The organism is Candidatus Obscuribacterales bacterium (genome assembly GCA_019744775.1).
In the GTDB taxonomy this organism is placed as follows: domain Bacteria; phylum Cyanobacteriota; class Vampirovibrionia; order Obscuribacterales; family Obscuribacteraceae; genus SBAT01.
In genome coordinates, this window is the sequence record JAIETZ010000005.1 from 85,009 (window position 1) to 110,666 (window position 25,658).

General features: G+C 45.6%; 25 protein-coding genes. 15 read left to right on the forward strand and 10 right to left on the reverse strand.

The window, feature by feature from the left end:
• Positions 1-15 precede the first annotated feature (15 nt).
• From recO to K2Y22_12855, 3 genes are all read left to right on the forward strand, one after another.
• Positions 16-837: a DNA repair protein RecO gene (gene recO / locus K2Y22_12845; GenBank protein ID MBX9879340.1), complete on the forward strand. Its 822-nt coding sequence runs from the start codon at positions 16-18 to the stop codon at positions 835-837.
• Between the two features lie 193 nt (positions 838-1,030).
• On the forward strand, positions 1,031-2,290 hold the full coding sequence (locus K2Y22_12850) for a serine hydroxymethyltransferase (GenBank protein MBX9879341.1): 1,260 nt from the start codon (positions 1,031-1,033) through the stop codon (positions 2,288-2,290).
• A gap of 34 nt (positions 2,291-2,324) precedes the next feature.
• Positions 2,325-3,587, forward strand: a complete 1,263-nt coding sequence (locus tag K2Y22_12855) for an undecaprenyl/decaprenyl-phosphate alpha-N-acetylglucosaminyl 1-phosphate transferase (protein ID MBX9879342.1) — start codon at positions 2,325-2,327, stop codon at positions 3,585-3,587.
• A gap of 9 nt (positions 3,588-3,596) precedes the next feature.
• Here K2Y22_12855 and K2Y22_12860 read toward each other — a convergent pair whose 3' ends face one another.
• Entirely contained in the window at positions 3,597-3,980 is a 384-nt protein-coding gene (locus K2Y22_12860) for a hypothetical protein (GenBank protein ID MBX9879343.1), read from the reverse strand.
• Positions 3,981-4,053: 73 nt separating this feature from the next.
• Positions 4,054-5,559 carry an NAD-dependent malic enzyme gene (locus K2Y22_12865; GenBank protein ID MBX9879344.1) on the reverse strand — a complete coding sequence of 502 codons (1,506 nt, stop codon included), beginning with the start codon at positions 5,557-5,559 and terminating at the stop codon, positions 4,054-4,056.
• Positions 5,560-5,814: 255 nt separating this feature from the next.
• On the opposite strand from K2Y22_12865, the gene K2Y22_12870 reads away from it, so the two are divergent.
• From K2Y22_12870 to K2Y22_12885, 4 genes are read left to right on the forward strand one after another with little or no spacing between them, the layout of a single operon-like run.
• On the forward strand, positions 5,815-6,612 hold the full coding sequence (locus K2Y22_12870) for a Fe-Mn family superoxide dismutase (GenBank protein ID MBX9879345.1): 798 nt from the start codon (positions 5,815-5,817) through the stop codon (positions 6,610-6,612).
• Between the two features lie 11 nt (positions 6,613-6,623).
• Positions 6,624-7,004, forward strand: coding sequence for an acyl-CoA thioesterase (locus K2Y22_12875; protein MBX9879346.1), 381 nt, complete (start codon positions 6,624-6,626; stop codon positions 7,002-7,004).
• A 52-nt stretch (positions 7,005-7,056) separates the two neighbouring features.
• A complete protein-coding gene (locus K2Y22_12880) occupies positions 7,057-7,641 on the forward strand; it encodes a cob(I)yrinic acid a,c-diamide adenosyltransferase (GenBank protein ID MBX9879347.1) in 585 nt (194 codons plus the stop codon).
• Positions 7,635-8,330, forward strand: coding sequence for a class I SAM-dependent methyltransferase (locus K2Y22_12885; GenBank protein ID MBX9879348.1), 696 nt, complete (start codon positions 7,635-7,637; stop codon positions 8,328-8,330). Before K2Y22_12880 ends, K2Y22_12885 begins: the two co-directional genes overlap by 7 nt.
• Here the strand turns inward: K2Y22_12885 and K2Y22_12890 are convergent, their stop codons facing one another.
• The 4 genes from K2Y22_12890 to K2Y22_12905 all read right to left on the reverse strand — a co-directional run bounded on the left by K2Y22_12890 (position 8,331) and on the right by K2Y22_12905 (position 13,559).
• The gene (locus K2Y22_12890) at positions 8,331-10,256 is read right to left on the reverse strand and encodes a hypothetical protein (GenBank protein MBX9879349.1); all 1,926 of its coding nucleotides are present in this window, start codon (positions 10,254-10,256) and stop codon (positions 8,331-8,333) included.
• Positions 10,257-10,408: 152 nt separating this feature from the next.
• Positions 10,409-11,095 (reverse strand): response regulator transcription factor, encoded by a 687-nt coding sequence (locus K2Y22_12895; GenBank protein MBX9879350.1) that lies wholly within the window; start codon positions 11,093-11,095, stop codon positions 10,409-10,411.
• Between the two features lie 36 nt (positions 11,096-11,131).
• The gene (locus tag K2Y22_12900; GenBank protein ID MBX9879351.1) at positions 11,132-12,127 is read right to left on the reverse strand and encodes a DUF4118 domain-containing protein; all 996 of its coding nucleotides are present in this window, start codon (positions 12,125-12,127) and stop codon (positions 11,132-11,134) included.
• Between the two features lie 55 nt (positions 12,128-12,182).
• Positions 12,183-13,559 carry a S41 family peptidase gene (locus K2Y22_12905; protein MBX9879352.1) on the reverse strand — a complete coding sequence of 459 codons (1,377 nt, stop codon included), beginning with the start codon at positions 13,557-13,559 and terminating at the stop codon, positions 12,183-12,185.
• Positions 13,560-13,843: 284 nt separating this feature from the next.
• Here K2Y22_12905 and K2Y22_12910 point away from each other — a divergent pair, with 284 nt between their 5' ends.
• From K2Y22_12910 to K2Y22_12925, 4 genes are all read left to right on the forward strand, one after another.
• Positions 13,844-14,929 carry a flippase-like domain-containing protein gene (locus tag K2Y22_12910; GenBank protein MBX9879353.1) on the forward strand — a complete coding sequence of 362 codons (1,086 nt, stop codon included), beginning with the start codon at positions 13,844-13,846 and terminating at the stop codon, positions 14,927-14,929.
• Positions 14,930-16,369, forward strand: a complete 1,440-nt coding sequence (locus K2Y22_12915; GenBank protein MBX9879354.1) for an HD domain-containing protein — start codon at positions 14,930-14,932, stop codon at positions 16,367-16,369.
• A gap of 87 nt (positions 16,370-16,456) precedes the next feature.
• Entirely contained in the window at positions 16,457-16,726 is a 270-nt protein-coding gene (locus tag K2Y22_12920; GenBank protein MBX9879355.1) for a hypothetical protein, read from the forward strand.
• A gap of 30 nt (positions 16,727-16,756) precedes the next feature.
• Positions 16,757-17,941 (forward strand): hypothetical protein, encoded by a 1,185-nt coding sequence (locus tag K2Y22_12925; protein MBX9879356.1) that lies wholly within the window; start codon positions 16,757-16,759, stop codon positions 17,939-17,941.
• Here K2Y22_12925 and K2Y22_12930 read toward each other — a convergent pair.
• Genes K2Y22_12930 through K2Y22_12945 form a run of 4 tightly spaced genes read right to left on the reverse strand, consistent with a single transcriptional unit; the run spans position 17,934 to position 22,333 of the window.
• A complete protein-coding gene (locus K2Y22_12930; protein ID MBX9879357.1) occupies positions 17,934-19,475 on the reverse strand; it encodes an LTA synthase family protein in 1,542 nt (513 codons plus the stop codon). The two genes, K2Y22_12925 and K2Y22_12930, sit on opposite strands and share 8 nt — an antisense overlap.
• 3 nt (positions 19,476-19,478) lie before the next feature.
• Positions 19,479-20,858: a hypothetical protein gene (locus K2Y22_12935; protein MBX9879358.1), complete on the reverse strand. Its 1,380-nt coding sequence runs from the start codon at positions 20,856-20,858 to the stop codon at positions 19,479-19,481.
• Positions 20,842-21,075 (reverse strand): hypothetical protein, encoded by a 234-nt coding sequence (locus K2Y22_12940; GenBank protein ID MBX9879359.1) that lies wholly within the window; start codon positions 21,073-21,075, stop codon positions 20,842-20,844. Before K2Y22_12940 ends, K2Y22_12935 begins: the two co-directional genes overlap by 17 nt.
• A gap of 58 nt (positions 21,076-21,133) precedes the next feature.
• The gene (locus K2Y22_12945) at positions 21,134-22,333 is read right to left on the reverse strand and encodes a peptidoglycan DD-metalloendopeptidase family protein (GenBank protein MBX9879360.1); all 1,200 of its coding nucleotides are present in this window, start codon (positions 22,331-22,333) and stop codon (positions 21,134-21,136) included.
• 162 nt (positions 22,334-22,495) lie between these two features.
• Between K2Y22_12945 and K2Y22_12950 the strand changes: the two genes are divergently transcribed.
• From K2Y22_12950 to K2Y22_12965, 4 genes are all read left to right on the forward strand, one after another.
• Positions 22,496-23,929: an aldehyde dehydrogenase family protein gene (locus tag K2Y22_12950; GenBank protein ID MBX9879361.1), complete on the forward strand. Its 1,434-nt coding sequence runs from the start codon at positions 22,496-22,498 to the stop codon at positions 23,927-23,929.
• 10 nt (positions 23,930-23,939) lie between these two features.
• Positions 23,940-24,677, forward strand: a complete 738-nt coding sequence (locus K2Y22_12955) for an N-acetylmannosamine-6-phosphate 2-epimerase (protein ID MBX9879362.1) — start codon at positions 23,940-23,942, stop codon at positions 24,675-24,677.
• Positions 24,678-24,735: 58 nt separating this feature from the next.
• Complete coding sequence (locus K2Y22_12960) at positions 24,736-25,302, forward strand: hypothetical protein (GenBank protein ID MBX9879363.1); 567 nt, start codon at positions 24,736-24,738, stop codon at positions 25,300-25,302.
• A 68-nt stretch (positions 25,303-25,370) separates the two neighbouring features.
• Complete coding sequence (locus tag K2Y22_12965; GenBank protein ID MBX9879364.1) at positions 25,371-25,658, forward strand: hypothetical protein; 288 nt, start codon at positions 25,371-25,373, stop codon at positions 25,656-25,658.

Genomic DNA, 25,658 nt, shown 5'->3' on the forward strand with positions numbered 1-25,658 from the left:
GTAAAATGACTATCTATGCCCACTTACACTGTGAATGCCATTAACGTTGGCAGCTTCAACCTTGGTGAATCGGACAAGCTTCTGACCTTGTTCACAGCCGAGCGCGGTTTGATTAAGGCTGTAGCCAAGGGTGCGCGTAAACCGGGTTCGAAAATTGCCGGTCGCGCCGAAGTACTCAATATCAATCGGCTTTTAGTATCAACAGGCCGTAGCCTGGATATCATCACTCAAGCTGAGGGAATTGAAAACTTTAGCCGGTTGCGGCATGACCTGTTGAGACTATCGTATTCTCTCTATTACGCTGAATTGACTCAAATTTTTGGGCAAGGACTTTCAGAAGAGTCACTGTCCTACTTCGATTTCTTGGCTGAGTCTTTGCAGAAGCAAGCCGAAGCCGACGATGACTCCACCTGGCTCTGCCTCAAGTTTGAGCTTGCTTTGATGCAGTTTCTTGGTTATTTGCCCGAGTTAACTTATTGCATAATTTGCCGGCAAATTCTAACTGATATGAATTTGTCGGTCTTTGACAAAGAATTGGGCGGTATAGCCTGCCAACAATGCCACCAAAAGCATACGCATTTGCTGGTAAAAGAACGTTCAGATTTGAATGCCGACGAAGAATATATCCAGCTCAAGGCTGTCATTCAGATTACGCCTAAAGTATGGAAGAACCTGGTTTTGGCGTCCCAGGATTTGGCGGCGCCTGATTTAAACGTGCAAGCCATTCGGCAGTCGGTAACAGCCGCTCAACGATTATTGGAAAAGTACATCGAACATCGTGCCAGTCGCAAGGTCAAATCGCTGGAAATGCTTGCTGGCATTAGTTTTACAGGCTAATACTGACATCCGGGCTCGTCTTTGTAGTGTTCTGCGAAGGTGGAGTGCTGTGACGATTTTGTTCTTATGTCCTTTAAATGACATTCTATAGTAGAAATTTAACGGGCCAACAAGTGCACTGCTGTGGCGGATAAGCGCTAAAATATCTGTCTATAGAAACGTCGCTAAAAAACCTTACTTTAGGAGATTGCCGGTGTCTTATCTCAAGCATACCGATCCAGAGGTATACCAAGCTATCCAAAAGGAGCTGGGTAGGCAGCAAAACGGACTAGAACTTATAGCTTCAGAGAACTTCGTTAGCGAAGCAGTTTTAGAGGCTCTTGGTTCGGTTTTGACTAACAAGTATGCCGAAGGATTACCAGGCAAGAGATACTATGGCGGCTGTGAATTTGTCGACGAGGCTGAGGTTCTCGCTATAGAACGCATCAAAAAGCTTTTGTCCGCGCCACATGCTAATGTGCAACCACATAGCGGTGCCCAAGCGAATATGGCAGTGTTCTTTGCCATGCTCAATCCTGGTGACACTGTCCTAGGCATGGCCCTTGATCAAGGCGGACACCTGACACATGGTTCACCAGTAAACTTTTCCGGCAAGTGGTTCAACATCGTAAGTTATGGTGTCAATCCTGAAACAGGGCGCATTGATTACGACGAAGTTCTCAAACTTGCAAAAGAACACAAACCAAAGATGATCGTTTGCGGAGCCAGCAACTATCCGCGCATCATTAATTTCTCAAAGTTCCGCAAGATAGCCGATGAAGTCGGCGCATATTTAATGGCTGATATTGCCCACATCGCAGGTCTCGTTGCAGCAGGGCTTCACCCGAATCCATTTCCTCACGCGCATTTTGTCACCACCACCACTCACAAAACACTGCGTGGACCAAGAGGCGGTGTAGTGATGTGTCAGGAAGAATTCGCTCAGGCAATAGACAAGGCAGTATTTCCCGGACTACAAGGCGGACCACTAATGCACGTCATCGCCGCAAAAGCTGTCGCTTTCAAAGAAGCCTTGGCACCTGAATTTAAGACGTACCAGCAAAACATCGTCGACAACGCCAAACGCTTGTCGGAAGTTTTGATCAAAAATGGTCTTGCCATAGTTTCCGGTGGAACCGACAACCACCTTATGACGGTGGACCTGCGCAGTGTCAACAGCACAGGCAAAAAAGCACAAGCCCTTTTGGAAAGTGTGCACATCACCGTCAACAAAAATACAATTCCAAATGATCCACAAAAACCGCATATTGCCAGCGGAATTCGCATAGGAACACCTGCTGTTTCTACTCGCGGCATGCAAGTGGCGGAAATGGATCTCATTGGTCAATGCATTGCTGATTGTCTAAAGAATCCTGAGGATCCGGCAGTTCAGGAAAAGGTTTTGAAAACTGTTGCAGATCTCTGTAATAAGTTTCCGCTCTACAAGGGCAATTTGGCATCGATATCCCGCTAATACAATAACTACGTGAGGACAGGCAACATTTAATATGGCTATTCGCTTCTGCCAGTTTCTATTATTTGCAGTTGGCATAGCCTGGATATTTTATGGCGCCCACGAACAGCTAAACCAAACTCAAATTTCCGGTTTTCTGATTGCCTTATCCATGAGTTGGTGGCTGACACCTGAAATTCGCGCACGCGCAATGCGACTTGGCTTAATGGATAAGCCCGGTGAAGAAAGAAGAATTCACAAAATTCCTGTACCGCGTCTTGGCGGCGTCGCTATCTATATAAGTATATTCGTCACTTTTACAATGCTCGTAGCGATTTGCGGCAGATTTCCCAAACAAGGTGGTCTAGCCGGCATTGCTGTGGGCGGCACCATTATCTTTGTTCTTGGTTTGCTTGATGATCTTGAGTCAATTCCAGCCAAAGTAAAACTCGCGGTGCAAGTCCTGGCTGCCTGTGCTGCCTACTCACTAGGTGTGCGCATCAAGTCGATACCAATTCCAACTACTTTTGATTTTGATCTTGGCATATTCCACTTACAAGGCGGCGTGCCGATTGAATTGGGTATGTGGAGCCTGCCTTTAACCGTATTTTGGTTAGTGGCAATAGCTAACGCCGTTAACTTGATTGACGGCATGGACGGGTTGGCTGCAGGTGTTTCGCTCATATCTGCATTGACCATGTGGGCTGTAGCGCTTGCCGTAAATATCGACCAACCTTATGCAGCCTTAATTGCCGCAGTACTAGCTGGCGCACTCTTAGGCTTCCTGCGCTGGAACTTTAATCCGGCTCATATCTTCTTAGGCGACTCGGGCGCCTATCTTGCCGGTTTTATCCTCGGCGCAGTTTCCATAACAGGTGTCTTAAAAGGAGCAACTGCGGTCACGCTCATCGTGCCCACTTTCATTATTGTCTGGCTCATCTTATTCTTCCCACTGCTTGATACTTCATGGGCCGTTGTACGCCGTTTATCAAAAGGCAAATCTATCTTCGCGCCCGATGCAGAACATATTCACCACCGCCTGTTAAAGGCCGGACTTTCCCAGAAGATGACCGCATACTTGATCTACGGCATGTCCGGATTACTAGGCCTTGTTGCCGCACATCTGGTTAACCAAGAACACTACTTGCTGGCTTTGGGCGGAGCAGTAATTGCTATGGCGCTTTTCTTTGCCGAAGTCCTCAACCGCCACAGACAACGCCGTAATAAAGGACAGCGCCTGGAGCCGGATTTACTTCCCGGTGAATACAACAAACAAGAAGAGCCGCTTGTGGACAACACAGCGACTGAAACTAACTAGATCCACAAATCAAATAGATTGCTGTTGATCGTTTGGATGTTGTTTATTGAGTTTTTCCAGTTTGGAAAAATCAAATAAGTCTTCTTCTGCTAGATGATCAATATCAGACTGCACATCAGCAGGCAACGAATCGTAGTACTTCGCCACTACGCGTTCTTGTTCTTCCTGTTGCCGGCGCTTTTCTAATTCCTCAAGCTCGGCATATTCTTTTAGGCGCTTTTCTTCAGTAATTTCCTTACGCAGGCGTTCGGCGTAATCACGCCGCATGTCGTAATCTTTTTTCCGGCGCCTTTCTAAATCCTGAATCTTCTTGCGCTCTTCCTTCTCCTGAGCCTCGCGCTCCTGTCTTTCTTCTTCACGGCGCCGGCGAACCTTTTCTATCCATCTGACCATCGAAATACACCCAAGGTAGTGAGGAAGCCCCAACTTCTACCTTAGTTGATCCCTTGATAACGGTCAAGGATGCCTAATATTCCTCGTCAGCGTGACTACGCTTGGTTTTCCGGGCAACGCCTGTCTTAATTGCGGCTAAGGCAACAGCCTCAGCAACAGATTCAGCAACTTTAGGATTAAAGACTCCTGGGACAATATAGTCCTCGTTAAGCTCATTAGGAGCAATAACATTGGCTATGGCATGCGCTGCAGCTAGTTTCATCTCTTCATTAATGTCGCTTGCCTGGCAATCCAGTGCGCCACGGAAAATGCCGGGGAAGCACAGAACATTATTAATCTGGTTCGGATAATCCGAGCGTCCCGTAGCCATAATGCGGACATACGGAGCAGCTTCTTCCGGCATAACTTCCGGAATAGGGTTAGCCATGGCAAACACAATTGGATCACGAGCCATTTTGGAAAGCCATTTGGCTTCAATTGTGCCTGGACCGGACAAGCCTAAATACAAGTCTGCTCCATCCAGCGCTTCTTCAATTGAACCCTTCAAACCAGTTGGATTGGTGTTATCGGCAAACCAGTCCTTCATGTAGTTCATGTTGTCGATACGACCTTTGTAGATTGCCCCTGATCTATCAAAACCGATGATGTTCTTCACACCAGCCGACATCAATATCTTGGAACAAGCAACACCGGCTGCGCCAACGCCTGAAACAACAACTTTCAATTTGGACATTTCTTTTTTGACAATCTTCAAAGCGTTAATTACGGCTGCAAGAACAACAACTGCCGTGCCGTGTTGATCATCATGAAATACAGGAATATCCAATTCCTTTTTCAAGCGTTCTTCAATTTCAAAACAACGTGGAGCGGATATATCTTCTAAATTGATGCCGCCGAAGACAGGTGCAATGTGTTTGACTGCTTGGATAATTTCTTCAGTGTCTTGCGTAGCCAAACAAATTGGAAACGCATCTACTTTGCCGAATTCTTTGAAAAGCATTGCCTTGCCTTCCATAACAGGCAAGCCTGCTTCTGGTCCGATATTGCCCAGACCAAGCACAGCAGTACCATCTGTAACTACAGCTACAGTGTTGCGCTTGATAGTGAGCTTGTAGACATTTTCCGGCTCTTTGTGAATCGCCATACAAACGCGTGCTACACCCGGCGTGTATGCCATCGACAAATCATCACGAGTGGTCAGAGGCACTTTGTTGGTGACGCGAATCTTGCCGCCCAAGTGCATTAAGAAAGTTCTGTCGGAAATATGAACAACGGTAATACCATCAAGAGCCTCTAGTTGCTTCACGAGGTCGTCGCCATGATCCGAATCACGTACCGAAATAGTCAGATCACGAATGATGCTGTCTTTTTCAAATCCGGCAATGTCGATTGCACCGATGTCACCGCCAATATCGCCGATAAGAGAAGTTACTCGTCCAAGCATGCCGGGTACATTTTTGATTTTCAGGCGCACGGTTAAGCTATTGCTGGCCGATGGTCTCACTGAAACTTTAGCTTCAAGCTTTGCATCTGATTTAGCCTCTGGCTTGGACTGATTTGGGATCTTGGTTGCAGACATCATTCTTATCCTGTGGAGTTTGTCAAAAAGGGTATGGACGCCATGAGCTTCTGTAACAAAAGCTATCCATAAGAATAATAAGTTCTTGGAGGCTATTAAAGGGCAGACTGCGCCTTAAAAAATTGAATTTTGTTCGTAAAACATTACTCAGCGAGACTCTCTTGGCCTCTCGCTTTTAATGAAAAAACCCACAGCTTTTCTATGCTTAAGCGTATATGCTGGCATTACAGCAACGGCTTTACAGAGGAGAAGGAAATGACATCTCAAAATAACGAGATCATTGGAAACTATGAAGTTACCGACAAGGAAGTAATTACCAGACGCGAAGTGCTCTTGATGGGCGCTATGGCTGCCGGAAGTATAGTTGCTGCTTTGCCGGCTCAAGCTGATCCGGCAATTTCCGCAACCGCACCAGTAATTGCAGGCAAGGGTGATCCTTATGCCGCCAAAGACTTCAGCAGCCTTATGACCAAAAAATTGCAGGGCATGTCTGCCAATCAGATAGAACAGCACCTAAAGCTATACAAGGGCTATGTCGGTAAAGCCAACGAAATTCAAGCCAAGCTAAAAGATGTTGATATCACAACAGCAAACGCAACCTATTCTCCGTTGCGTGAATTGCTCGTTGAACAAAGCTTTGCCTTGAACGGTGTTGTCTATCACGAGTTTTATTTCAGCAACTTAGGTGGCGCCGGTGGCGAACCTACAGGCGATTTGAAGTCTGCTATTGAAGCGACATGGGGCTCCACAGGCAAATTCATGGATTACTTCAAGGCAGCCGGCAAGTCCATGCGCGGTTGGGTAATTGTTGGCTACAACACCCGTGATGGTCAGCTACACGCATATGGACTCGATATGCACAATATGTGGGTACCGGCCAATGTAATTCCAGTTGTTGTACTCGATGTCTACGAACATGCATATATGATCGATTACGGCATCGATAGAGCTAAATATCTTGATGCATTTGTCGCCAATATCGATTGGGATATCTGCAACAAGAGATTTGCCATGGCTCGCAAACATCCAGGTGGACCAGATTCGACCATCTAACAAGGTGACCAGTGAACTCGACCGAGTTTCCTACAGATAAGCGACAACCGGCCATTCGTGTCATGCTTTTACCGCGTGACACGAATGCTGCCGGCACCATCTTTGGCGGCATCATCATGAGCTATATCGACTTAGCCGGAGCCGTAGAGGCTGGCAAGCATACGCAGCATCGTATCGTCACCGTGGCCATGGACGGTGTTGTTTTCAAGCATCCAGTGCGCGTCGGTGAGCTCGTAAGCTTTTATTCCTCAACGGTCAAAGTTGGCAACACTTCCGTGCGAGTGCACATTGATGTTGAAGTTGACCGTAAAGGCGAAATTATTCACGTGACAAAGGCGGATCTAACCTTTGTCTCAGTTGACAGCCAAGGTAATCCAATTCCACTGAAGTAATGACCTCAAATTGGTTATGATATTCAACTGTGTGAAGTTGGACGGATCACCCATGACATCGCCCGTCGATTTGCCGGAAAATTTAGAGCGCGTCCGCCTTTATTTAGGACAAGGATGCGGTAAGACAACTGCTACTTTTGGCGTGATCTTAAGAGCTATTGCTGCGCGCAAAAATGTCTCCATAGTCTTCTTCGACAAATTGGAAGAAAACTCCAGCGAAGGCAAAACACTGCGTTATTTAGCTGAAGCTTCTAACGGATTTGGAAAGTTGTCTGTTAATTACACAGGTGTCAATCGTATCGGCACAGGACCCAAAGGTAGTTTCCGTCTCTATAGCTCACCCAACGGACTTCTTCCTGAAGACACAGATGCTGCCCGGCAAGGTCTCAACTACGTCAAAGAAGCATTACAACGCGGTGACGATATCGTTGTCTGTGATGAACTTCTAGATATCGGTCGTGTCGGCATCATCAATTGGGACGAGATTAAGGCGGTTCTCGATGAACGCAAAGACCCGACAATGCTAATTCTCACAGGACGTATTGCCCCTGACTGGCTCACAGAACGCGCCACGACAATTACTCAAACAACACAAGTTAAGCACCATGGTCGTGCCATTGTAGGCGTTGATTGCTAAGTCCATCCGGCATTGAGCTTAAGCCCACAGATGCCGACGGAATTTCTCGCGTCGAAATAAAGGACAGTGGCAGTAAACAATTACTTACGTGGGATCGTTACGTAAGACTAAACGCAGCCTCGCAAGCCATAAAAGCTACCGGTTGCATAACAGTTTTAGACGCAGGAGGTTTTGACGGAGCGCTTGGTCTATTTCTTCCTGATAGAAGTATTGATTTAATTGATCCTGCAACAACAGGTGGCTCAGTTCTTCAAATTCCAGCCAAAGACAATTCCTATGATCTAGTCGCAGCAATAGATGTCCTTGAACACATCGAACCCAAAGATCGCCTATCAACGCTAAAAGAATTTGCGCGCGTCGCTAAGAACTGCATAATCCTCAACTATCCGTGTCGGGATTCCAAATCCGCACAAGAACTAGTTTTGAAACTCACCGGCAACGAATTAATTCGCCAGCATGTAGAGTGGGAATTGCCGGACAGCAACTGGGTTTTAAGTCAACTAGCAAAATATGGCTTTGCAGGCACCGTTACACCTCATACAAGCATTGCCGTCTGGATAGGACAATACGTCAGCCTTAATCTTGCTCAGGACAAAGCGGCTTTACTTAACCAGCACCTTGTAGAGAATTACGCGAATGAACCAACTACACGCAATCTATATCATTTACTTGTGTGCAAGCGTAACTAGTTAACCGACAATAATTTTGGGCCGACGTGCAGGGTTGGATTCGATCTGGCGCAAGATTTCTCTGGTTATAGGCGCAGTTTCACCTTCGCCAAGAAAAATGTACTTAATTACATACGTAATTGGATTTCCCTCTGTCCAGCCAAAATAAACCTGGGGAATCATTTTCGTTCGATCACGCAGATGTAGTAGTATGGCGGCAATTGTATTAGGAACCGCATGACTTTCACAACGAAGAACGCGCCTTCCATCAACAACATGTCCTGTGACCTGAAGATCTTCGCCTCCAAACTGAGAGGGATCACTCACTCGAACCTCTAAGAAGATGAAACGCGCTTCTTCAGCAGTTAACTTGTGAATTCGGCGCGTTTCAATTTCTTTTTCCGCATAATCCATACCACCTGGACGATGAGCAAGTAGACTGACGCCACCGGGTGCATCAATCTCTTCATTCAAAAAGTCTTCAGCCACTTCATCAAACAATACCTTGCCCACTCTAAGCTCAAATGAGCGAATGATGCGAGAGGCAAGGGAAAATGCAATGATCGTTCCTATGAAAAATGAAGCGATGTGCAGACCTTCGGGACGCTCAATCATGTTGACTATTGATGTGTAAACAAATACGAGAAGAATGGTGCCGAACAACAATTTCTTCCTTAAGCCCTCTTTCCAAACGGCTAGGGTGACTCCAAGGGCAGCGGATACAAACAGAACTAACACGCCGGTTGCGTATGCTCCAGCTTGAGCGTCAACACTGGCGTTGAAAATATACGTCACAACAAATGTTACGACCGTAAAAAACGATACTAATGGTCTTTGCGCTCTTGTCCATTCAGGAGCCATGCCATAACGTGGTAAATAGCGCGGAACAAGATTCAATAATCCTGTCATTGCCGAGGCACCAGCAAACCATAGAATGAGAATTGTGCTTATGTCATAAATAGTGCCGAGTGTTTCGCCCAAATACATATGTGCAAGGTAGGCAATCGCTCTTCCATCGGCCGGACCACCGGTTTGATACGCTTCAGGCGGAATTAAAATCGTAGTTACAATTGTACTTCCCATGAGAAGAAGTCCCATCAGGATAGCGGCTGTTAAAAGAAGCTTCTTTGTATTAGCGATTCGGCCCTGTGGTTGATCATGATTGTCATCTGGATTTCCCTTTACAAGAGGCATCACAGCAACGCCAGTCTCAAATCCGGACATTCCCAAAGCCAATTTCGGAAACAGTAATGCGGACACGCCAACCATGGTCCAAACGTTTCCAAATGAAGCGAATAAACCGGACTGCCAGTGAGACCAGGCTTCCGGATGCGCTGTTAACTCCATGATTGCTCGGCCAATTACGACCGAGTTGCAGACCAGATAGAATAGAACAATCGCGACTGCTAGACCGATGGCTTCACGAAAGCCAGCAAGAAAAATGCCGCCCAAAAGTGCCAAGATGAAAATTGTCAATGATACTCTATCTTGCAAATATGAAGGCCAAATTGGATTTTGCAAGACGTGTGCCGTAGCGTCAGCTGCCGACAAAGTTATTGTGATAACAAAGTCAGTTGCGGCAAATCCAAGGAGAATTAAAACTAGAGTTTTGCCGGACCAGCCAGGCAACAAGCGTTCAAGCATTGCCACACTACCTTGTCCATGCGGGCTTTCTCTAGCAACCCGAGAATACAGCGGTACCAAGCCAAATAAGGTAATTAACACCACCAAAAATGTGGCAAGTGGCGACAGTAGTCCGGCGGCGATTAGAGCAATTCCTGGCTGATAACCCAGCGTAGAGAAATAATCTACGCCTGTAAGGCACATCACCTTCCACCACGAGTACTGATTGTGCAAATGCATTTTGCTAGTTGGGCGAATGCCCTCAAAAAACCAGCGTCGTATTTGGTTTTGCGGTGTCAATGCCCTGCGCTCAGCGGTAAACACTTTTATCCTTCCAGGTTGTGACTAAAAGTCCTAACTTGGATAGATTTCCAAGTAATTCCCATTTAACTGCACTTCTAATCAAGGAAATATAAAGGATTGCGTGGTCTTATCAAGAAAGTGTCAAGAGCGGCTTAAAATTACACAATTCAGCTCTATTCGTCAGTTTTGAACCGATAGCCGATGCGAGGCTCGGTGCGAATATATTGCGGACGTGCCGGATCATGCTCGATCTTGCTCCGTAAATTAGCCATATGAACGCGCAAAGTATGAGTATCGTCAATTTGCTCAGGACCCCACACCTTAGCCAATAACTGGCTATGAGTCATCACACGATTACGATATTGAATAAGACACTTAAGCAAATCGTATTCTTTTGGTGTTAAGTGAATTTCCTCGCCGGCTACGGTTACTAACCTATTAACATAATCAACTTTGAGATCGTTTATCTCAAAAGTGGGATCTGTTGTATCTTCGTCATTGCCGAGCGATCGGCGCATGACTGCGCGCATGCGAGCAAGTAATTCACCTACGCCGAAAGGCTTGATCAAATAGTCATCAGCGCCTAGATCCAGCGCGCGAATTTTGTCGTCTTCTCTATCTCGAACCGACAAAACAATGATGGGGATTTTTGTCCAACGACGAAGTTCCTCACAGACGGCAAAACCGTCGGTACCGGGCATGGCCAAATCTAAAATGACAATATCCGGTGGTCTTTCAGAGGCAAGCGTAAGTCCTTCTTCGCCACTGGATGCAGCCTGGACCGCGTAGCCGGTCCGCTCCAATCCAGCACGCAATGCTCGTCTTATCTGCGGTTCATCATCGATAACAAGAACTTTCATGTTTGCCTGACTCTTAAAAGGTCATCTATTAACAACTTACCGCAAGGTTAGGCTAATTGTGAAGACCGAACCGCCACCTTCTCTATTACGGGCAGCGAGGATACCACCATTTGCCTGAACTAGTCCACGGCATACGGCTAAACCGATACCAAGTCCCGGTACTGAACTTTCCTGTAACCCGACGCCCCTATAGAAAGGCTCAAAGATGTGTGAAATATCTTCCGTGGATAGTCCTCGTCCTCTGTCGAGTACTTCTATTAAGACTTGCTCTCCTTGCTTGCGTGCAATTATTTCCACCGTACTATCAGCAGGCGAATATTTGAGAGCGTTTTCCACTAAATTCTTCGCGACCTGAACCATCTGCACTGAATCTATAGAAATATCAGAGATGTCCGGATCAATACTGACGGTAATACGATTATTGAATTCCTCACTAAAATGATCAAGAACCATCCCGACTAATTCCGAGACAGGTGTAGGTTCTAACTTCGGCCGCCAAGCACCTGCTTCAAGTCGAGACAGATCAAGAATATTGCCGATTAGTCTGTTCAGCCTATCTGATTCTTGATCAATAGTTTGATACAGAACTCGTTGAGTCTCCGGATCAAAAGGTTGTCCTTCGGAAAGCAACGTTGAAACAGATGCCTTAATAGCAGTCAATGGGCTTCGAAAATCATGAGAGACCATAGAAAGCAACGCAGTCTTCAGCCTATCGGCATCAGCAAGCGCAGAGGCCTCCGACTGCGCTTTCATCAAAGCGTCGCGCATTGCAACAAGATGACCGGTGACGACTGCGGCAAAAAGAAACATACACAGCGTTATCCATTCCGCCGGAGATTGAACGGTAAATGTATATCGCGGTGTAATGAAAAACCAGTTAATTGCAAGGAACGAGCAAAGAGATGCCCAGACGGCTACGCCACGACCGGCAAACAGGGCCGTTATGATTACCACAAACAAGTATAAAATCGGTGCATTAGCAGCAGTATTACCCAAGCCAAGTTGCTGCATCAGTGCAGTGACTAAGGCCACGCCTAAAGTGGCACAGCAAATTTGAATCGCTAATTTACCAAGTGAACGAATGGTTTTAGTTCTTGTAGGCAGACGGCGAAGTTGACTTTAATGATGCTGCCGGTGTAGTGGCAACAATTTCCTTATTTAACACTTCAACAGCTTTGAGCAATTGAACATCTTTGCCATCGGTGGGGGCACGTTTGAAATTACTGAATGTGGGATCAATCCACCAAGGACCTTTTCCTTGTTTGTAATCATCTTCTTTCAAAACAATTTCAAAATCAGGCACGATACCAAGCTTATTGATATCAGTGTCGTTTGGTGTTAGATAACGAGCAATGGTCACATTTATACCGGAGCCATCGTCAAGTCTGTTAATAGCTTGGACCAATCCCTTACCGAACGACTTCTGACCAATTAATTTAGCGCGTCCATTGTCACGCAATGCACCGCTCAAGATTTCACTGGCTGAAGCTGATCCCGGATTGATCAAGACAACCATAGGCAATTTGCTCACTACACCGGAATTAGCCATCTGCGAGGTTTTATAACCGTCAGCATCTATTGTTGAAACGATCACACCGGAGTCAATAAACATGTTGGCAATATCAATTGCATTGGAGAGTAATCCACCAGGATTGTTTCTCAAATCAAGCACAATTCCCTTGATATTTTTGCCGGCCAACTCTTTGATAGTTTCGCGCATTTCAGTATTGGCTTTGGAAGAAATGAACGTATCGAGTCGGATATAACCGATGCCGCCTGGCAAAACTGTATGGCTGGCTACTGCCTTAATTGGAATCTCAGCCCGAGTAAGAGGAATTTTCTTCTTCTCAGTACCGCGAGCAATTGTGATTATCACTTTGGTATTAATTGGTCCGCGAATCTGTTTTACAACTTGATCCAGCGACTGACCCTTAACAGGCTTATTATCAACTTCGATAATTTCATCACCGGGCATGATGTTGGCGTTATAAGCCGGAGTATTTTCAATTGGAGCAATTACAACAACTCTTTGTTCTTTATTCATGCCGAGTTGCATGCCTACACCAAAAAGGTGAGCTTCAATTTGCGATTTCTCCTCATCAAACGCATCGCGATTTAAAAAGCGAGTATAAGGATCGCCCAAACTGGCAAGCATTGTTTCAATGGCTTTACATGCGTCATCGGAAGATTTTAGTTTGCCATCGTAATGATGTTCCCAACGTCCCCAATCTTGACCAGCAAATTTCTGGTCATAATAAGAATCTTTGATGAGTTTCCATGCTTGGCGATACAAAACTGGCGGCGGCACGGAAATTTTATCTGGTTGAACAAATGTTGCCGGAGTCTTCGGCTCAGCAAAGACGGGATTTAATTGAAGTCCTCCCAGCCAAGAACCCAAAAGAATTGTGAAGCTAGCGGCTAAGCCTGCAAGTGCCTTGCCGGAGAATGCCTTGTAAGTACGCAATGATGACTCCTCGATTAAATCGCTTCGATTAAACTACCTGTACCGGCTAAATAGATCTACTAATCTTCAGTTTATTTAATTCTACAGTTTTTCGCCACCGCCGCTCAAATTATCGCCATAAGAAAATTGGCTTCTAATAGTGAACTTTATAGCCTTGTCTTTTAGATGCAATTCTTTGTAACTTAATAGGTATCCTCTATACTCTGCCGGTCGACTCCGAGCGTCGATAACTGAGATTTCGCTTAGAATATGTCCGGTAAAAACGTCCTGGAGCCAATTAGGGCATGATTACTGAAGAACTGACAAAACCAAAGCCGGAAGTGGAAGTGGCAGTGCCGGTTGCCCAACAGCAGCCAGAGTTCATTGATGCGTTATCCCAGCACCCGATTGTTGCCAAGTTGATGTCCAAAGAGGTCAAATTTCGCCTAAAAGTCGCCATAAGTGTCGTTCTCTTTGCCTCCTTGTTCATATTCGGCAAAGTTGACCTGAGTGAAGCTTGGCAGGCTGCCGTTAATGCCAACCAAGTTTATCTAGTGGGCGCATTAGCCATCTTCTTGTTATCGGTATTCCTTAACGCTCATCGTTGGCAATTGTTAGCCAGTGCCGTCGGACTGAATAAGTCACTTTTGCAACTGGTGCAATATTGCTATGTCGGTCTTTTCTTCAACTTATTCCTGCCTTCAACAGTTGGCGGGGATGTCAGCCGTTGCTATTACTTGTCTAAAGGCACAGGCAAATACATCAATGCGTTTTACTCGGTAGTAGCCGACAGAGCAGCTGGCATATCAGTGCTTTTCTTGATGGCTTCAATTGGATTGGTTTTTGGGCCAGGCGGTACTGGTCTTCCCTGGCAACTTCGCTTACCGATATTTGTCGGAACAGTTTTGGTCTTCGGTTTACTACCATTTGTACCGCGTCTAGCAACTCTAGTTTTAGGCAAAGAAAACTGGGTTAGCCGTCAGCTTAACGAGTCCGTTGCTTCTGTTTATTGGCGCAACAAAAATCTTGTGATGGTCTCTTTTGCCTGGTCAATTATTTTGCAGGTGGTCATAGTTGTTTGCCACGTTGCTGTCGGCATGGCATTAGGTCTTAACCAAGTACCACTCTGGTACTACTTTGTCTTCTACCCGTCAGTGGCTGTGCTCGGATTTATTACGCCGACATTCAACGGCATAGGCATCCGTGAATGGTCATACACCTATTTCTTGATGCTCATGGGCGTAGACAAAGCACACGCCGTCACTTACGCAATTATCTGGTTTGGTCTAATTACCTTGACCAGCTTGGTTGGCGGACTTGTCTATGGTCTGGGACATTTCAAAATCTCCGCTGCCGAGATGGAAAAGATACAACACGAAAGCCTTCACTAAGTGTTTGCCAAAGGTCTACATCCAAACGATAACGCCACCATAAGGCAAGTAATCGGGGACGCAGCAGCTGCTGGCGCCAAGCTATATTTAGTCGGCGGTTATTTGCGCGATGTATTGTCGGGTAAAGCAACTGCGGACAATTTACCAAAAGACATTGACTTCGCTGTTGAAGGTGCATCCGCCGTTCAATTAGCCAGAACTTTAGCGGACAAACTTGCCGGGCACTTCGTATTGCTTGACGAAAAACTTGATACCGCAAGAGTTGTATTCGACAACGGCCAAGTTGTTGATTTAGCAGGCGTTGTCGGCGGCAGCATCAAGACTGATATTTTTCGTCGTGATTTCACTATTAACGCGCTTGCCTGGGACTCAAGTGAACCGGACAAAATAATTGATCTGGTCAATGGCGAGTCCCATCTGAAAAACAAAATTGTTCAAGCAATTTCAGAAGAGAATCTCTTAGATGATCCACTGCGTTTATTGCGCGCATTCCGCTTTCAAGCAACAACCGGCTGCAAAATAGATGGTGCAACATTTGATCTCATCAAGAAAAACAGCAAATATCTTGCTGAGCCTGCCGCTGAGCGCATCAATTACGAGCTATTCAAAATCCTAGAGACTGACGATGCTAAAAGCATTCTCCAATTAATGGGCGAAGCAGATATTTTGGAAGTCATTTTTCCAGAACTCACTGCAACCAGACAAGTAACAACCAACGCTTATCACCACCTAGGGCTTTGGGATCATTCACTGGAGGTCGTCAGACAGTCTGAATTATGGACTAAAAAAGTCCCGGCTTGGGTTATGCAAAGCGCTACTCAAGATATAACTGCCGGCGTAAGTCGATTAGCCGCCACAAAATTGGCATGTCTCTTGCACGATATCGGCAAGCCGGCGACTTGGGTTATTAACGAAGATGGTCGCCATACTTTCTATGGTCACGACAAAGTCGGTGCGGACTTGTGCGAAAACATAGCCAAAAGACTCAAATGGTCGACAGCCTTGTCCAGATTCATAGTAAAGCTCGTTGCCTGGCATCTGCGCCCTGGACATTTATTCCATCAGGGTCGGCCAACGGAAAAGGCCGTTAATCGCTTTTACCGAAACTGTGGAGCCGATGTGCCGGAATTGATGCTCTTGGCATTTGGCGATTTAGGGGCAACTTGTGGTCCTGGATTAGAAGGTGCGCAAAAAGATGCTCTTGAAAAGAGTTTGATTGAACTTTTAAGCGGTTTTCCCGTCTATATAAGTAAGCAGGAATCTACACCGTGTCTGCTTGATGGCAAGCGAGTAATGAAGCTACTTGATATCGGTCCGGGACCAGTCGTGGGAGAGATTTTAGAAGCACTTTACGAGGCTCAGTGCGTTAATGAAGTAATCGGTCGGGAAGCCGCTGAACGCTTTGTTATTGACTACTACCAGCGACAAACAAAAAGCTAAAACTTCTAACTTGGCATCTAGAATTCACGATTAGCCTGCCTGTACCCGGGAATAGATAGAGGGGATGGGTTTAGAGGCACCAACGAAATGGACAAGGGCTACAACGTAAAAGCGGACAAGCTTCGCAATTACACAATCATTGCCAGGCTGGACGATGCGATTCCGCTACAAACGGATGAATGGCAACACGTCGAGCAAATTCTCAATCAAATAAGTGAGTTCATTCCGATAAGTATGCTCAATAACATCACTGAATCAATAATCGCCTATGCAGATGATCAAGCCCGCCGCGGATATCTCTTAGGTCAAGAAGATCTCGTCAAAGAACTCAAACAAAAAGCTTCGCGCATAGCATAATTAGACAAACACTCAGATCTGGGGTGGTTAGTGTCCAATACCACTGATGCTGTTGCACGTTTTCAGGCGCTCCTTTCTAAGCAGGGGCAATTACTGCTGTCAAAGTTGGCTCAAGAAGACTTAACTGCTGAAAACGAATTACGTATTAGCACTCAACTCCGCAAGGAATTTCCGGTGCAAATGGTACTTGATGCGCTGGTGCAGCATCAGCTGCGTCTAAAAGCTCAAGCTAAGTTTTCCAGAGCAATGTATATGTACTTCACCAAGGCTGGACTGGAACAAGCATCTTCAGAAGTAATCGCTGCATACCGCGCCAAGCGTTTTGCCCAATTGAACAACATAGCCGACTTTTGCTGCGGCATAGGCGGCGATCTAATTCACCTGGCAAATGTCAGTTCCGTTGCGGCAGTTGATTATGATCCATTGCATCTGGCAATTGCTAAAGTGAATGCAGATGTCTGCAATGTCAGTCATCCTGTGACTTACAACGAATCAGATGTTAGAGAATTTGATTTGGCAAACATCGACGGAATATTCATTGATCCGGCAAGGCGTACAACAGAAGGTCGTATGCGCACAGGCGACAGCGAACCTTCAATTAAGTGGTGCACTAACTTACTAGACTCAGTTACACGAATTGGCATTAAGGCAGCTCCTGGTATCGATCACGAAATGTTTCCAGATGCCTGGGAGTTAGAATTTATTGCCATTGGCAAAGACTTAAAAGAAGCAGTTGCCTGGTCGCCTTCGCTTTCCCAATCTAAAAGGCGGGCGACAATACTACCTTTCGGTCATACACTGACAGAAAAGCCGGGACCACCAGTGGATGTAAAAATGCCTGGAGAATTTCTTTTAGACCCAAATCCATCAGTCACAAGAGCGGGACTCGTGGAAGAGCTGGCACGTGAACTAAATGCCTGGAAAATAGACGAAAAGATTGGCTTTTTGTCTTCAGATAAAGAAATGCAGTCCCCTTTCGGCAGAACACTAAAGGTGATCGACTCAAACCCCTGGAATCAAAAACAACTTCCAAGCCGCCTTAAGCAATATGACATTGGAGTAGTCGACATCCGCCGCCGGGGGCTAGCCGGAGACGTTGATCAATTTCAGAAGAGCCTTAAACTTACAGGCTCACGCAAGGCAACATTAATCATGACCCGCGTGCAAGAAAAGCCCTGGGCTCTGATTTGCGTTGATGTCGAAACAACTAGTTGAGTTGGTTTGTAACATCAATAAATCTATACGGCTGAAGGTAGTTTGAAAAGTAACTCTTGTCCTGCAAAACTTCTAATTGAGTTCCAAAATACTGATTCAACAATACCCTGAATGTATTAACTGGCGAAATTTCCGGGTAAAGCGTTGAATACTTGCCTTCAGGAAAATAGTAAGCGTTTATTATCGACATTCTTTCCTTAAGAAAATCATTAGTCGGTGATTCAATGCCTTCAGACGAATCAAGAGAAGCTGGTCCGTGATCAGACTGAATGATAATTACTGGCTTTCTTGAATGCGATAGCAGTTGATCAATGAGATTCTCTACCTTTGATTCTGTGAATTTCACCTGTTCTACAAAAGAATGCTTATCGGCATATTCTTCCAAGTGCATCACTAACGGACCCTTCTGTACACGGCTGCCATCTGCATTAAATAGATACGGCGGATGAGGCAGGATGCAATGAAGGAAGACGAACTTTGGTGACTGGATATCATCAAGATTAGCTGCTCGATCAAAAGTTTTGAGCCAGTGTGAGCACGCCTCATTTCTTAGGACCCTAACGTAATCCTCGGCATAAGTCCAAATGGTTGTCGACAATAGGCGGTTCAAGAAGACATCATTCCAACTAAGAGAAATGAGCGAATCGGCAAGTGGGCTTTTCTGCGTGACGGACCAGTCGGATTTGAACATCACGTATTTGTAGCCGATGGATTTAAGCGATTTGACGACGAAATTGTTTTCAATCAGCTCAATCATCGGAAACCAATCATTTGATTTCGGTTGGATATTTTCGACTGCGTTGACATAATTCATATTAAGGGTCGCAGCCAAGGAAAGCGGCGTCATCTGGTAATTGCTGTGACTCTCATCAGCAATGTAGAATCCCTTAGATTTCAAATAATTAGTGAACTTATCGTTATCGTAGTGATAAAGCATCTTCAAGATATCCGGGCGAGCGCAGCCATCAAGAATGATGTAATAAATGTCAGGCTTTGCACTAGCTTGCAATTGCTGGATTTTGACAGGCTCCTGAACAGCTTGAACTACTTTTGTTGCACTATGTCTTCTAACTACTTCTTTGCCCGCAACATCAACAGCAGACAACAACAGGCAGCAAACAGCAATCGTATTTAAAAGCGAATTCTTGCCTTCTAGATACCTACTGTTTCTCATGCAAGCAACAAGCGCAATCCCAGCCATCAACAGCCAAACACCTAAAAGCAACGTTGCGCTGATTGGAATATTACGAGAGCCTAGGACGAAATACAGAAGCAACATCTGTAGATTACAAATACTTTCGTAAGTAAATCTAAAAGCAAAAAAGCAAAAGACTAATGTGGTCGTCATAAAAGCAGCTACGACGACATTTCTGCTGATAAGCATGAATAGCAGAAGGAGGACTCCAACTGCACCCATGGCGACAATCATTGGAAGAGCGAGCACTTGAGGGATACAGAAGACCGTGCTCACACTATAGAAAGACAATATAGAAAAGGCAGCAAACAAAAATGGATGCAGCGGCAATTTATTCATTGTCTAAGCATCCGCAGTTTTTAACAAATACAATCGTCTTTTCGAGCCTTCAATATCTACCGCATCAACGATGGAATAATATTCCTTGAAAGCAGCCTCAAATCCTTCCTGTGTGTAATCAGGGAAGATGTCCTCTCTTGATTGAAGAAGCCTTTCAACTTGTGAGTCATCTTTCGGCACAAATTCAACTAGCAAATATGGCGCCATGCTGCTGAAGAACTGAGCAATCTTAGCTAGAGGCACATTATTAGCAATCGCCATGTGGTGAATAAGAGCAAGAGCCATTACGAAATCAGCCTTTCCTCGCTCAAGAAAGGACAATCGCTCTTTGTTTTCAAATCCTAAGGAAGCGGTTGGATTGGTTAGATCAACAACCATGGGTAAAATATTTCGACGACCTTCCGACAGACAGCGATTGTAATTCATTTCCACAGAATCATGATCCAGATCCGCAGAGACAACTAACGTAGACGTCGACGCCAGCCGACTGTAGTCTCCTGTATTGGCTCCTAAATCCATCACGGTTTTAGGATTTATTTTTTCTAGAAACTGAGCAGCGAGCTTCTTCTTATGTGCAGAGCTTACTGCCTCATAGTTATTGTTTTGCGTGTAGTCAGCCCACACCGAATGCACAGAACGCACCTTCAATTCTGCAACCGAACTGCGTACATCCTGCAAAAGCGCCTTCAAAGCCTCTTTTGGCATTTTCGCAGAAGGTTTCCCACTATTTTCACCAGATTGTCCTTGCCAGCGGCTGTGCAAATGTAGATGAGTCAACAATCGATGATTGAACCAGGTTGACCCCGGCAAAAGACTGCTTGCTAAATCCATTGGAATGCCGTCTATGTAAACAGCGGAGAATTTGCTCAAGCGCGTGTCTTTGTAAGCCATCAAAGCCAATGGCGCTAAGAAGTGTTGGCAAAACTGGCGGTAGCCAATCCACGGTTGTCCGTCGATGTATTTCTCAAATGACAAAGTATCAACTAGTATCGGCTTGCCGTTTAGAAACTGCACATTGTAGGCGCTGGCATCTTTTAGGATCATCCCGGCATCTAGCGCAGCCAAGACAACGTCCATCGTTAATAGTGCTGCGTCTTTCAACTGACTAAAGCACCACTCAAATGGATAGGAAATGAAAGGAACTTCTTGAGGTTGAACTACTTTGTATGCCTGTTTGGCATCAAATGGTTCGACAGAAACTTCTTCATGGGGGATAAGTTGCTTGTTCTCAATGAGACTGTCGTAAAGCTTGGAAGACAGCAACAAGTCGTAGTTGTCTTTGTACGACTGATTTATCTGCCGATAGAGTCTGCCATCTTTTAAAAAGACAAAACCGCTAGGATCACGAAACGAGCTACTGAGCTTCTCAATTGTTTTGATCATCTTGCTCAACTTCAATACTTACTTGGTCAGCTGTTTTATCAGGGCAGCATTTGTTCGTAATCGACCAAAAAACGTGCTTAATGCGTTGTCTAAATGAAACCACCAAGCCCAAGATAGTGCCTAGCGCAATTTGAAAGAAATAGCTACCTGTAGTCAAGTCAAGATAGGCGCATGCAGCAGGTGGAAAGGCAAAAAGCGTCAAAAGAATTATCAGCACGCAGAAACCTATGGGTCACAACAGGCTCAATTATCCTTGTCTAAAAGAGTGCCGTCAATTAGCGGACGTAATTAAGTGGGTTTCTCGGTTTACCGTCGATACGTACTTCAAAGTGCACGTGCGGTCCGGTTGAGAATCCTGTAGAACCTTCGTAACCGAGGACTTCACCTTTTCTGACATTTTGTCCAGGCGAAACAGCCGTTTGCGCCATGTGCGCATAAAGTGTCGATTTGCCATGTCCATGGCTAACAATGACTACTTTGCCATAGCCGCCGTACCAGCCGGTTTTTAGCACGCAGCCGGAATCAGATGCCTTAATCGGTGTATGATTGGCGCCTGCCAGGTCAACGCCCGAGTGAAATCTTCTGCCGCCAAATATTGGATGCCCGCGATAACCAAATGGCGAAGAAATTGGTGCGCGAATCGGCATGCTCATCGAGCCTGAACCTACTGCCATATCACCCGAGCCACGTCTACTTGATTCGAGATCAACGATTTGTCTTTCTAACTGCTGCGATTCAATAGCCAATTGCGTCTCGGCCTGTTCATAGAATGCACGCTGCGTTTTTAGCCGCTCCGCAATCTGTTCCTGCGCCGTCTTTTTCTTAGCGATTTCGGAAGCTTTCTTGGCAATATCTGTAATTATTTCGCCTAACTTGTTTGAATGCTCTCCAAGGAAATCTTTCTTGGCAGCTAAGGCCTGAGCTTTTTGTTTCAGCTCCTCAAGCAATTTCTTGTCCGCTTCGGCAATTCTCTCTTGATAATAGAACAGGTCCAACAACGACTGTAGGGATGTTACTTGGAAAAACATCTCCAGCAAACTTAAACGATGTCCTTCATAAACTTCGCGCAGTCTTTGCGCTGCTTGTTGGGATAGTTGTTGCTCCGTCGACTGAGTTATGTCAATTTTGCGTTCAGTCGCTTTTATATTGCTCTGCGTTTTTTCAAGTTCTTTTTCGTTCTGATGCAGATTTGCTTTGGTGTCATTATAGGTTTGTTGGATTTTGTGCAACGCTTTCATAGCAGCGTCTTCCTTACGCTTAGCCTGCTTATATTTTTCGTGGATTTCACGCTTCCGTTCTTCAATTTCATTGAGACGCGAACGCGTGCTGCGTGGTTCTTGATACGCTTCAAAAGTAGTGCCGGCAGCAATGCCTGCCAAACCCGAAAAGCTGTTAAGCAACAAAGCAATAGCGAAGCCGGTCGGCAATGCCAAACGACCTACACGGTCTTTGTTAGTAGTTGTGAGTCGATTCAAGAGCGCACTGCTTGTCAGTAATAATGCGTATACAAGTTTACCACTGAAAAATAGTAGGTTTACAAGAGGAAATAACTCTAATTTGAATTAGAAGTTATAATTGTTGGGTTCGTAGGGGCGCATGTAATGCGCCCGTGCAGCGATAACCAGCAGGGCAGGGCGATGTTGAAAGAAATCGTACGTTATCCACTTGGCGTCAGGGGCATAACCACTGAGGAATTTATAGAAGTCAAGAGTCCCTTTAGTCATGAATCAATAGCTTCCATAGGGCAAGCTGACGAAAAGGCTATCAATAAAGCTATTGGCATAGCTCAAGAATGTTTCACCAAAACCATGCGCTCAATGCCTGCTTACAAACGCTCGGAAATCCTAGCGAAAACGTCCCAGCTAATTTTGAAAAATGCAGATGACTTAGCGCGGACAATATCCCTTGAAGGCGGCAAGCCAATGAAGGATGCGCGCATTGAAGTGCAGCGTGCTGCCGGTACTTTTGCTGTCGCTGGCGAATTAGCGATGCACTTAGACGGTGAGCAAATTCCGATGGACAGGAGTCCAGGCAATGAAAGTCGTTTGGCATTGGTTTTGCGCGAACCATTAGGAATAATAGGCGCCATAACTCCGTTCAATTTCCCATTGAACCTGGTCGCACACAAAGTTGCTCCGGCAATTGCCGCAGGCAATGTTGTTGTTCTTAAGCCATCATCTCAGACACCAATTTCCAGTCTCAAGTTGAAAGCGCTTCTTACTGAAGCAGGACTGCCGGAAGAAGTTCTGCAAATAATTCCTTGTCGTGGTGCTAAAGGTACAGCCCTTGTTACCGACCCACGCATCGCCATGCTCACATTTACCGGCAGCGCTCAAGTTGGTTGGGATTTGCGCAAGCAAATTGCGCCAGGCACACGCATCGTCCTTGAATTAGGCGGCAACGCAGGTGTAATTGTTCACGACGATGCCGACTTGGATTCAGCAATCAAAGGCATCTGCCGCGGTGGTTATTCCAATGCCGGTCAAAGTTGCATCTCTGTTCAACGTGTCTATGTTCAAGAAAAGGTCTACGACAAATTCTTGAAAGAATTCTCGTCAGCTGTAAAAGCATTGAAAGTCGGTGACCCTCTGGATGAATCGACAGATGTCGGTCCAGTGATTGATGAGCCAAGCGCAGTAAAGACTGTCGAATGGATAAAACTTGCAGAAAAGTCAGGCGCCAAGATTCAAGCCGGCGGAAAAATAATCAGCAAGAATCTCATGGAACCTACTGTTCTTTCAGACACTAAACCTGAAATGAATGTTGTCTGTCAGGAAATATTCGGACCTGTTGTTACCGTCATGAAGTACTCAACAATTGATGAAGCAATTGCTGCTGTTAATGACTCCAGATACGGATTGCAATCAGCAATTTTCACAAAGAATATTGATATTGCCTTCAAAGCAGCAAGACAAATTGATGCCGGCGGTGTGATCATAAATGATCCATCTACATTCCGCGCAGATCATATGCCGTATGGTGGACGCAAAGAATCCGGCATTGGACTGGAAGGCGTGCGCTACGCAATACACGAGCTCACACAACCAAAATTCATTTGCCTGAACTTGTAAGGATTTGACGATGACTAAAGACCTAACAAAAGAACTAGAAAAACTTCAGTTGCTAAAAGGCGGGCTAGTGGTATCCGTGCAGGCTGCCGAAGGCGAACCGCTTTGTCATCCTGATCATATTTTGGCTATGGCATTGTCGGCATTAAACGGTGGTGCTGCAGGGTTGCGTCTTGAAGGAGCAAATAACATTGCTCATGTAAGACAAAATACAATTGTGCCTATTGTCGGTCTCACTAAATCAAAATTGGTTCCGGAAAAAGATTGGATCAAGCACGTTTATATAACACCAACATTTGAAGATGCCGCAGAAATTGCCGAAGCCGGCGCGGATATCATTGCAATTGACGCAACCGACAGACAAAGACCAGGTGGTGTCACTGTCGCTCAACTCATTGACCGCATTCGCAAGGAATTAAACAAGCCTGTCTGGGCAGATTGCTCAACCTTGGCAGACGGTTTAACGGCAGCCAAAGCGGGCGCTGATGTTATTTCAACGACATTATCCGGATACACGCAAGAAACGAAAGTCCCTCCGGAAACAACCGGTCCGGATCTCAAATTGCTTGAAGCCTTCATACGACTTACTGATAAACCTGTCGTATTGGAAGGTCGTGTTTGGTATCCACAGGAAGTTGCTGAAGCCTTTGCCATGGGAGCATTTACCTGTGTTGTCGGATCCGCAATCACAAGGCCACAGCTAATTACACAGCGTTTCGTCAAGGCAATGCGGGCTACCGTGAATGCCTGATTGTGCTAAAGTGGTACAGGAAATATAGGTTTTAGCACCTAGAAAGAGATACCTTACTATGCACGATTGTCCAACATGTCGAGTTCCCCTGCATGGACACGAAGAGCGTTGTCCATCCTGCGGTACACCGCAATACGTTCGTAAGGGTAAATCAAGCTTTTTCGATATCCAGAAAGAGCCATCAATTAACATGGCACCGATTATCGTCACAGCTCTTGCTGTAGGTGTTGTTTTTCTTATAGCCGTCCAGTTTAGTTGGATTGGACAAGTTATGAACCGCGGACAAGTCCAAGAAGATCCGATGGAGAAAATGACTTATCTTGAAGCCCGCCAGCTAATTGAAAGCAAGATTACTGAAGGACTAACAGCAGTTGGTGCAAAAGGCGACTTCAAATGGACATCCAACGGTGAAGAAGTGGATAAAAATGCCGATCAAAATGTCGAGCTGATGATTGCCACAAGACTGTCAGATCCGTCGCAACGCAGAGCCATCATTGATCCCATTAAGGACTACATGGAAAAAGCCAAGATTCCAACACTCACCATGACGGACTCAAAATCAAGTGCCACCTGGACCTACACCGTGGCAATACCAACAAGCGTGCCCGATGATGCCGGGATGTAAAAATAGAATATAAATCAATTACCGTCGAATAATTTCGCAATACAGCATGGACCTTATAATGGTTTTTCATGCTGTTCTTATTTTCTACCGCAGCTCTACTGGCGGCGCTCTTCTTCATGGAGGAAGCACGCTCCTTCCTTTGGCTCTACGTACTTGCTGGAGCTGCCGTTATCATTTACGCGCAGAAGTTGTCATCAACAACCGTGCCGGAAGTCATGAAGAGAATCAAGGCACCCTTTTCTTGGCTCGACGACACGCTTGACAATTTTGGTCCTGTTTTTGTTGGCGTGTTGATGGTCGTTGTTTGGAGCGCATATCAGATATTTGGATTTTTGCGCGCCACCTATTTTCAATAA

Coding starts and splice junctions, on each gene's coding strand:
- recO (MBX9879340.1), top strand. CDS start 16: ATGCCCACTTACACTGTGAATGCCATTAACGTTGGCAGCTTCAACCTT.
- K2Y22_12855 (MBX9879342.1), top strand. CDS start 2,325: ATGGCTATTCGCTTCTGCCAGTTTCTATTATTTGCAGTTGGCATAGCC.
- K2Y22_12860 (MBX9879343.1), bottom strand. CDS start 3,980: ATGGTCAGATGGATAGAAAAGGTTCGCCGGCGCCGTGAAGAAGAAAGA.
- K2Y22_12865 (MBX9879344.1), bottom strand. CDS start 5,559: ATGTCTGCAACCAAGATCCCAAATCAGTCCAAGCCAGAGGCTAAATCA.
- K2Y22_12870 (MBX9879345.1), top strand. CDS start 5,815: ATGACATCTCAAAATAACGAGATCATTGGAAACTATGAAGTTACCGAC.
- K2Y22_12880 (MBX9879347.1), top strand. CDS start 7,057: ATGACATCGCCCGTCGATTTGCCGGAAAATTTAGAGCGCGTCCGCCTT.
- K2Y22_12895 (MBX9879350.1), bottom strand. CDS start 11,095: ATGAAAGTTCTTGTTATCGATGATGAACCGCAGATAAGACGAGCATTG.
- K2Y22_12910 (MBX9879353.1), top strand. CDS start 13,844: ATGATTACTGAAGAACTGACAAAACCAAAGCCGGAAGTGGAAGTGGCA.
- K2Y22_12920 (MBX9879355.1), top strand. CDS start 16,457: ATGGACAAGGGCTACAACGTAAAAGCGGACAAGCTTCGCAATTACACA.
- K2Y22_12930 (MBX9879357.1), bottom strand. CDS start 19,475: ATGAATAAATTGCCGCTGCATCCATTTTTGTTTGCTGCCTTTTCTATA.
- K2Y22_12935 (MBX9879358.1), bottom strand. CDS start 20,858: ATGATCAAAACAATTGAGAAGCTCAGTAGCTCGTTTCGTGATCCTAGC.
- K2Y22_12950 (MBX9879361.1), top strand. CDS start 22,496: ATGTTGAAAGAAATCGTACGTTATCCACTTGGCGTCAGGGGCATAACC.
- K2Y22_12955 (MBX9879362.1), top strand. CDS start 23,940: ATGACTAAAGACCTAACAAAAGAACTAGAAAAACTTCAGTTGCTAAAA.
- K2Y22_12960 (MBX9879363.1), top strand. CDS start 24,736: ATGCACGATTGTCCAACATGTCGAGTTCCCCTGCATGGACACGAAGAG.
- K2Y22_12965 (MBX9879364.1), top strand. CDS start 25,371: ATGCTGTTCTTATTTTCTACCGCAGCTCTACTGGCGGCGCTCTTCTTC.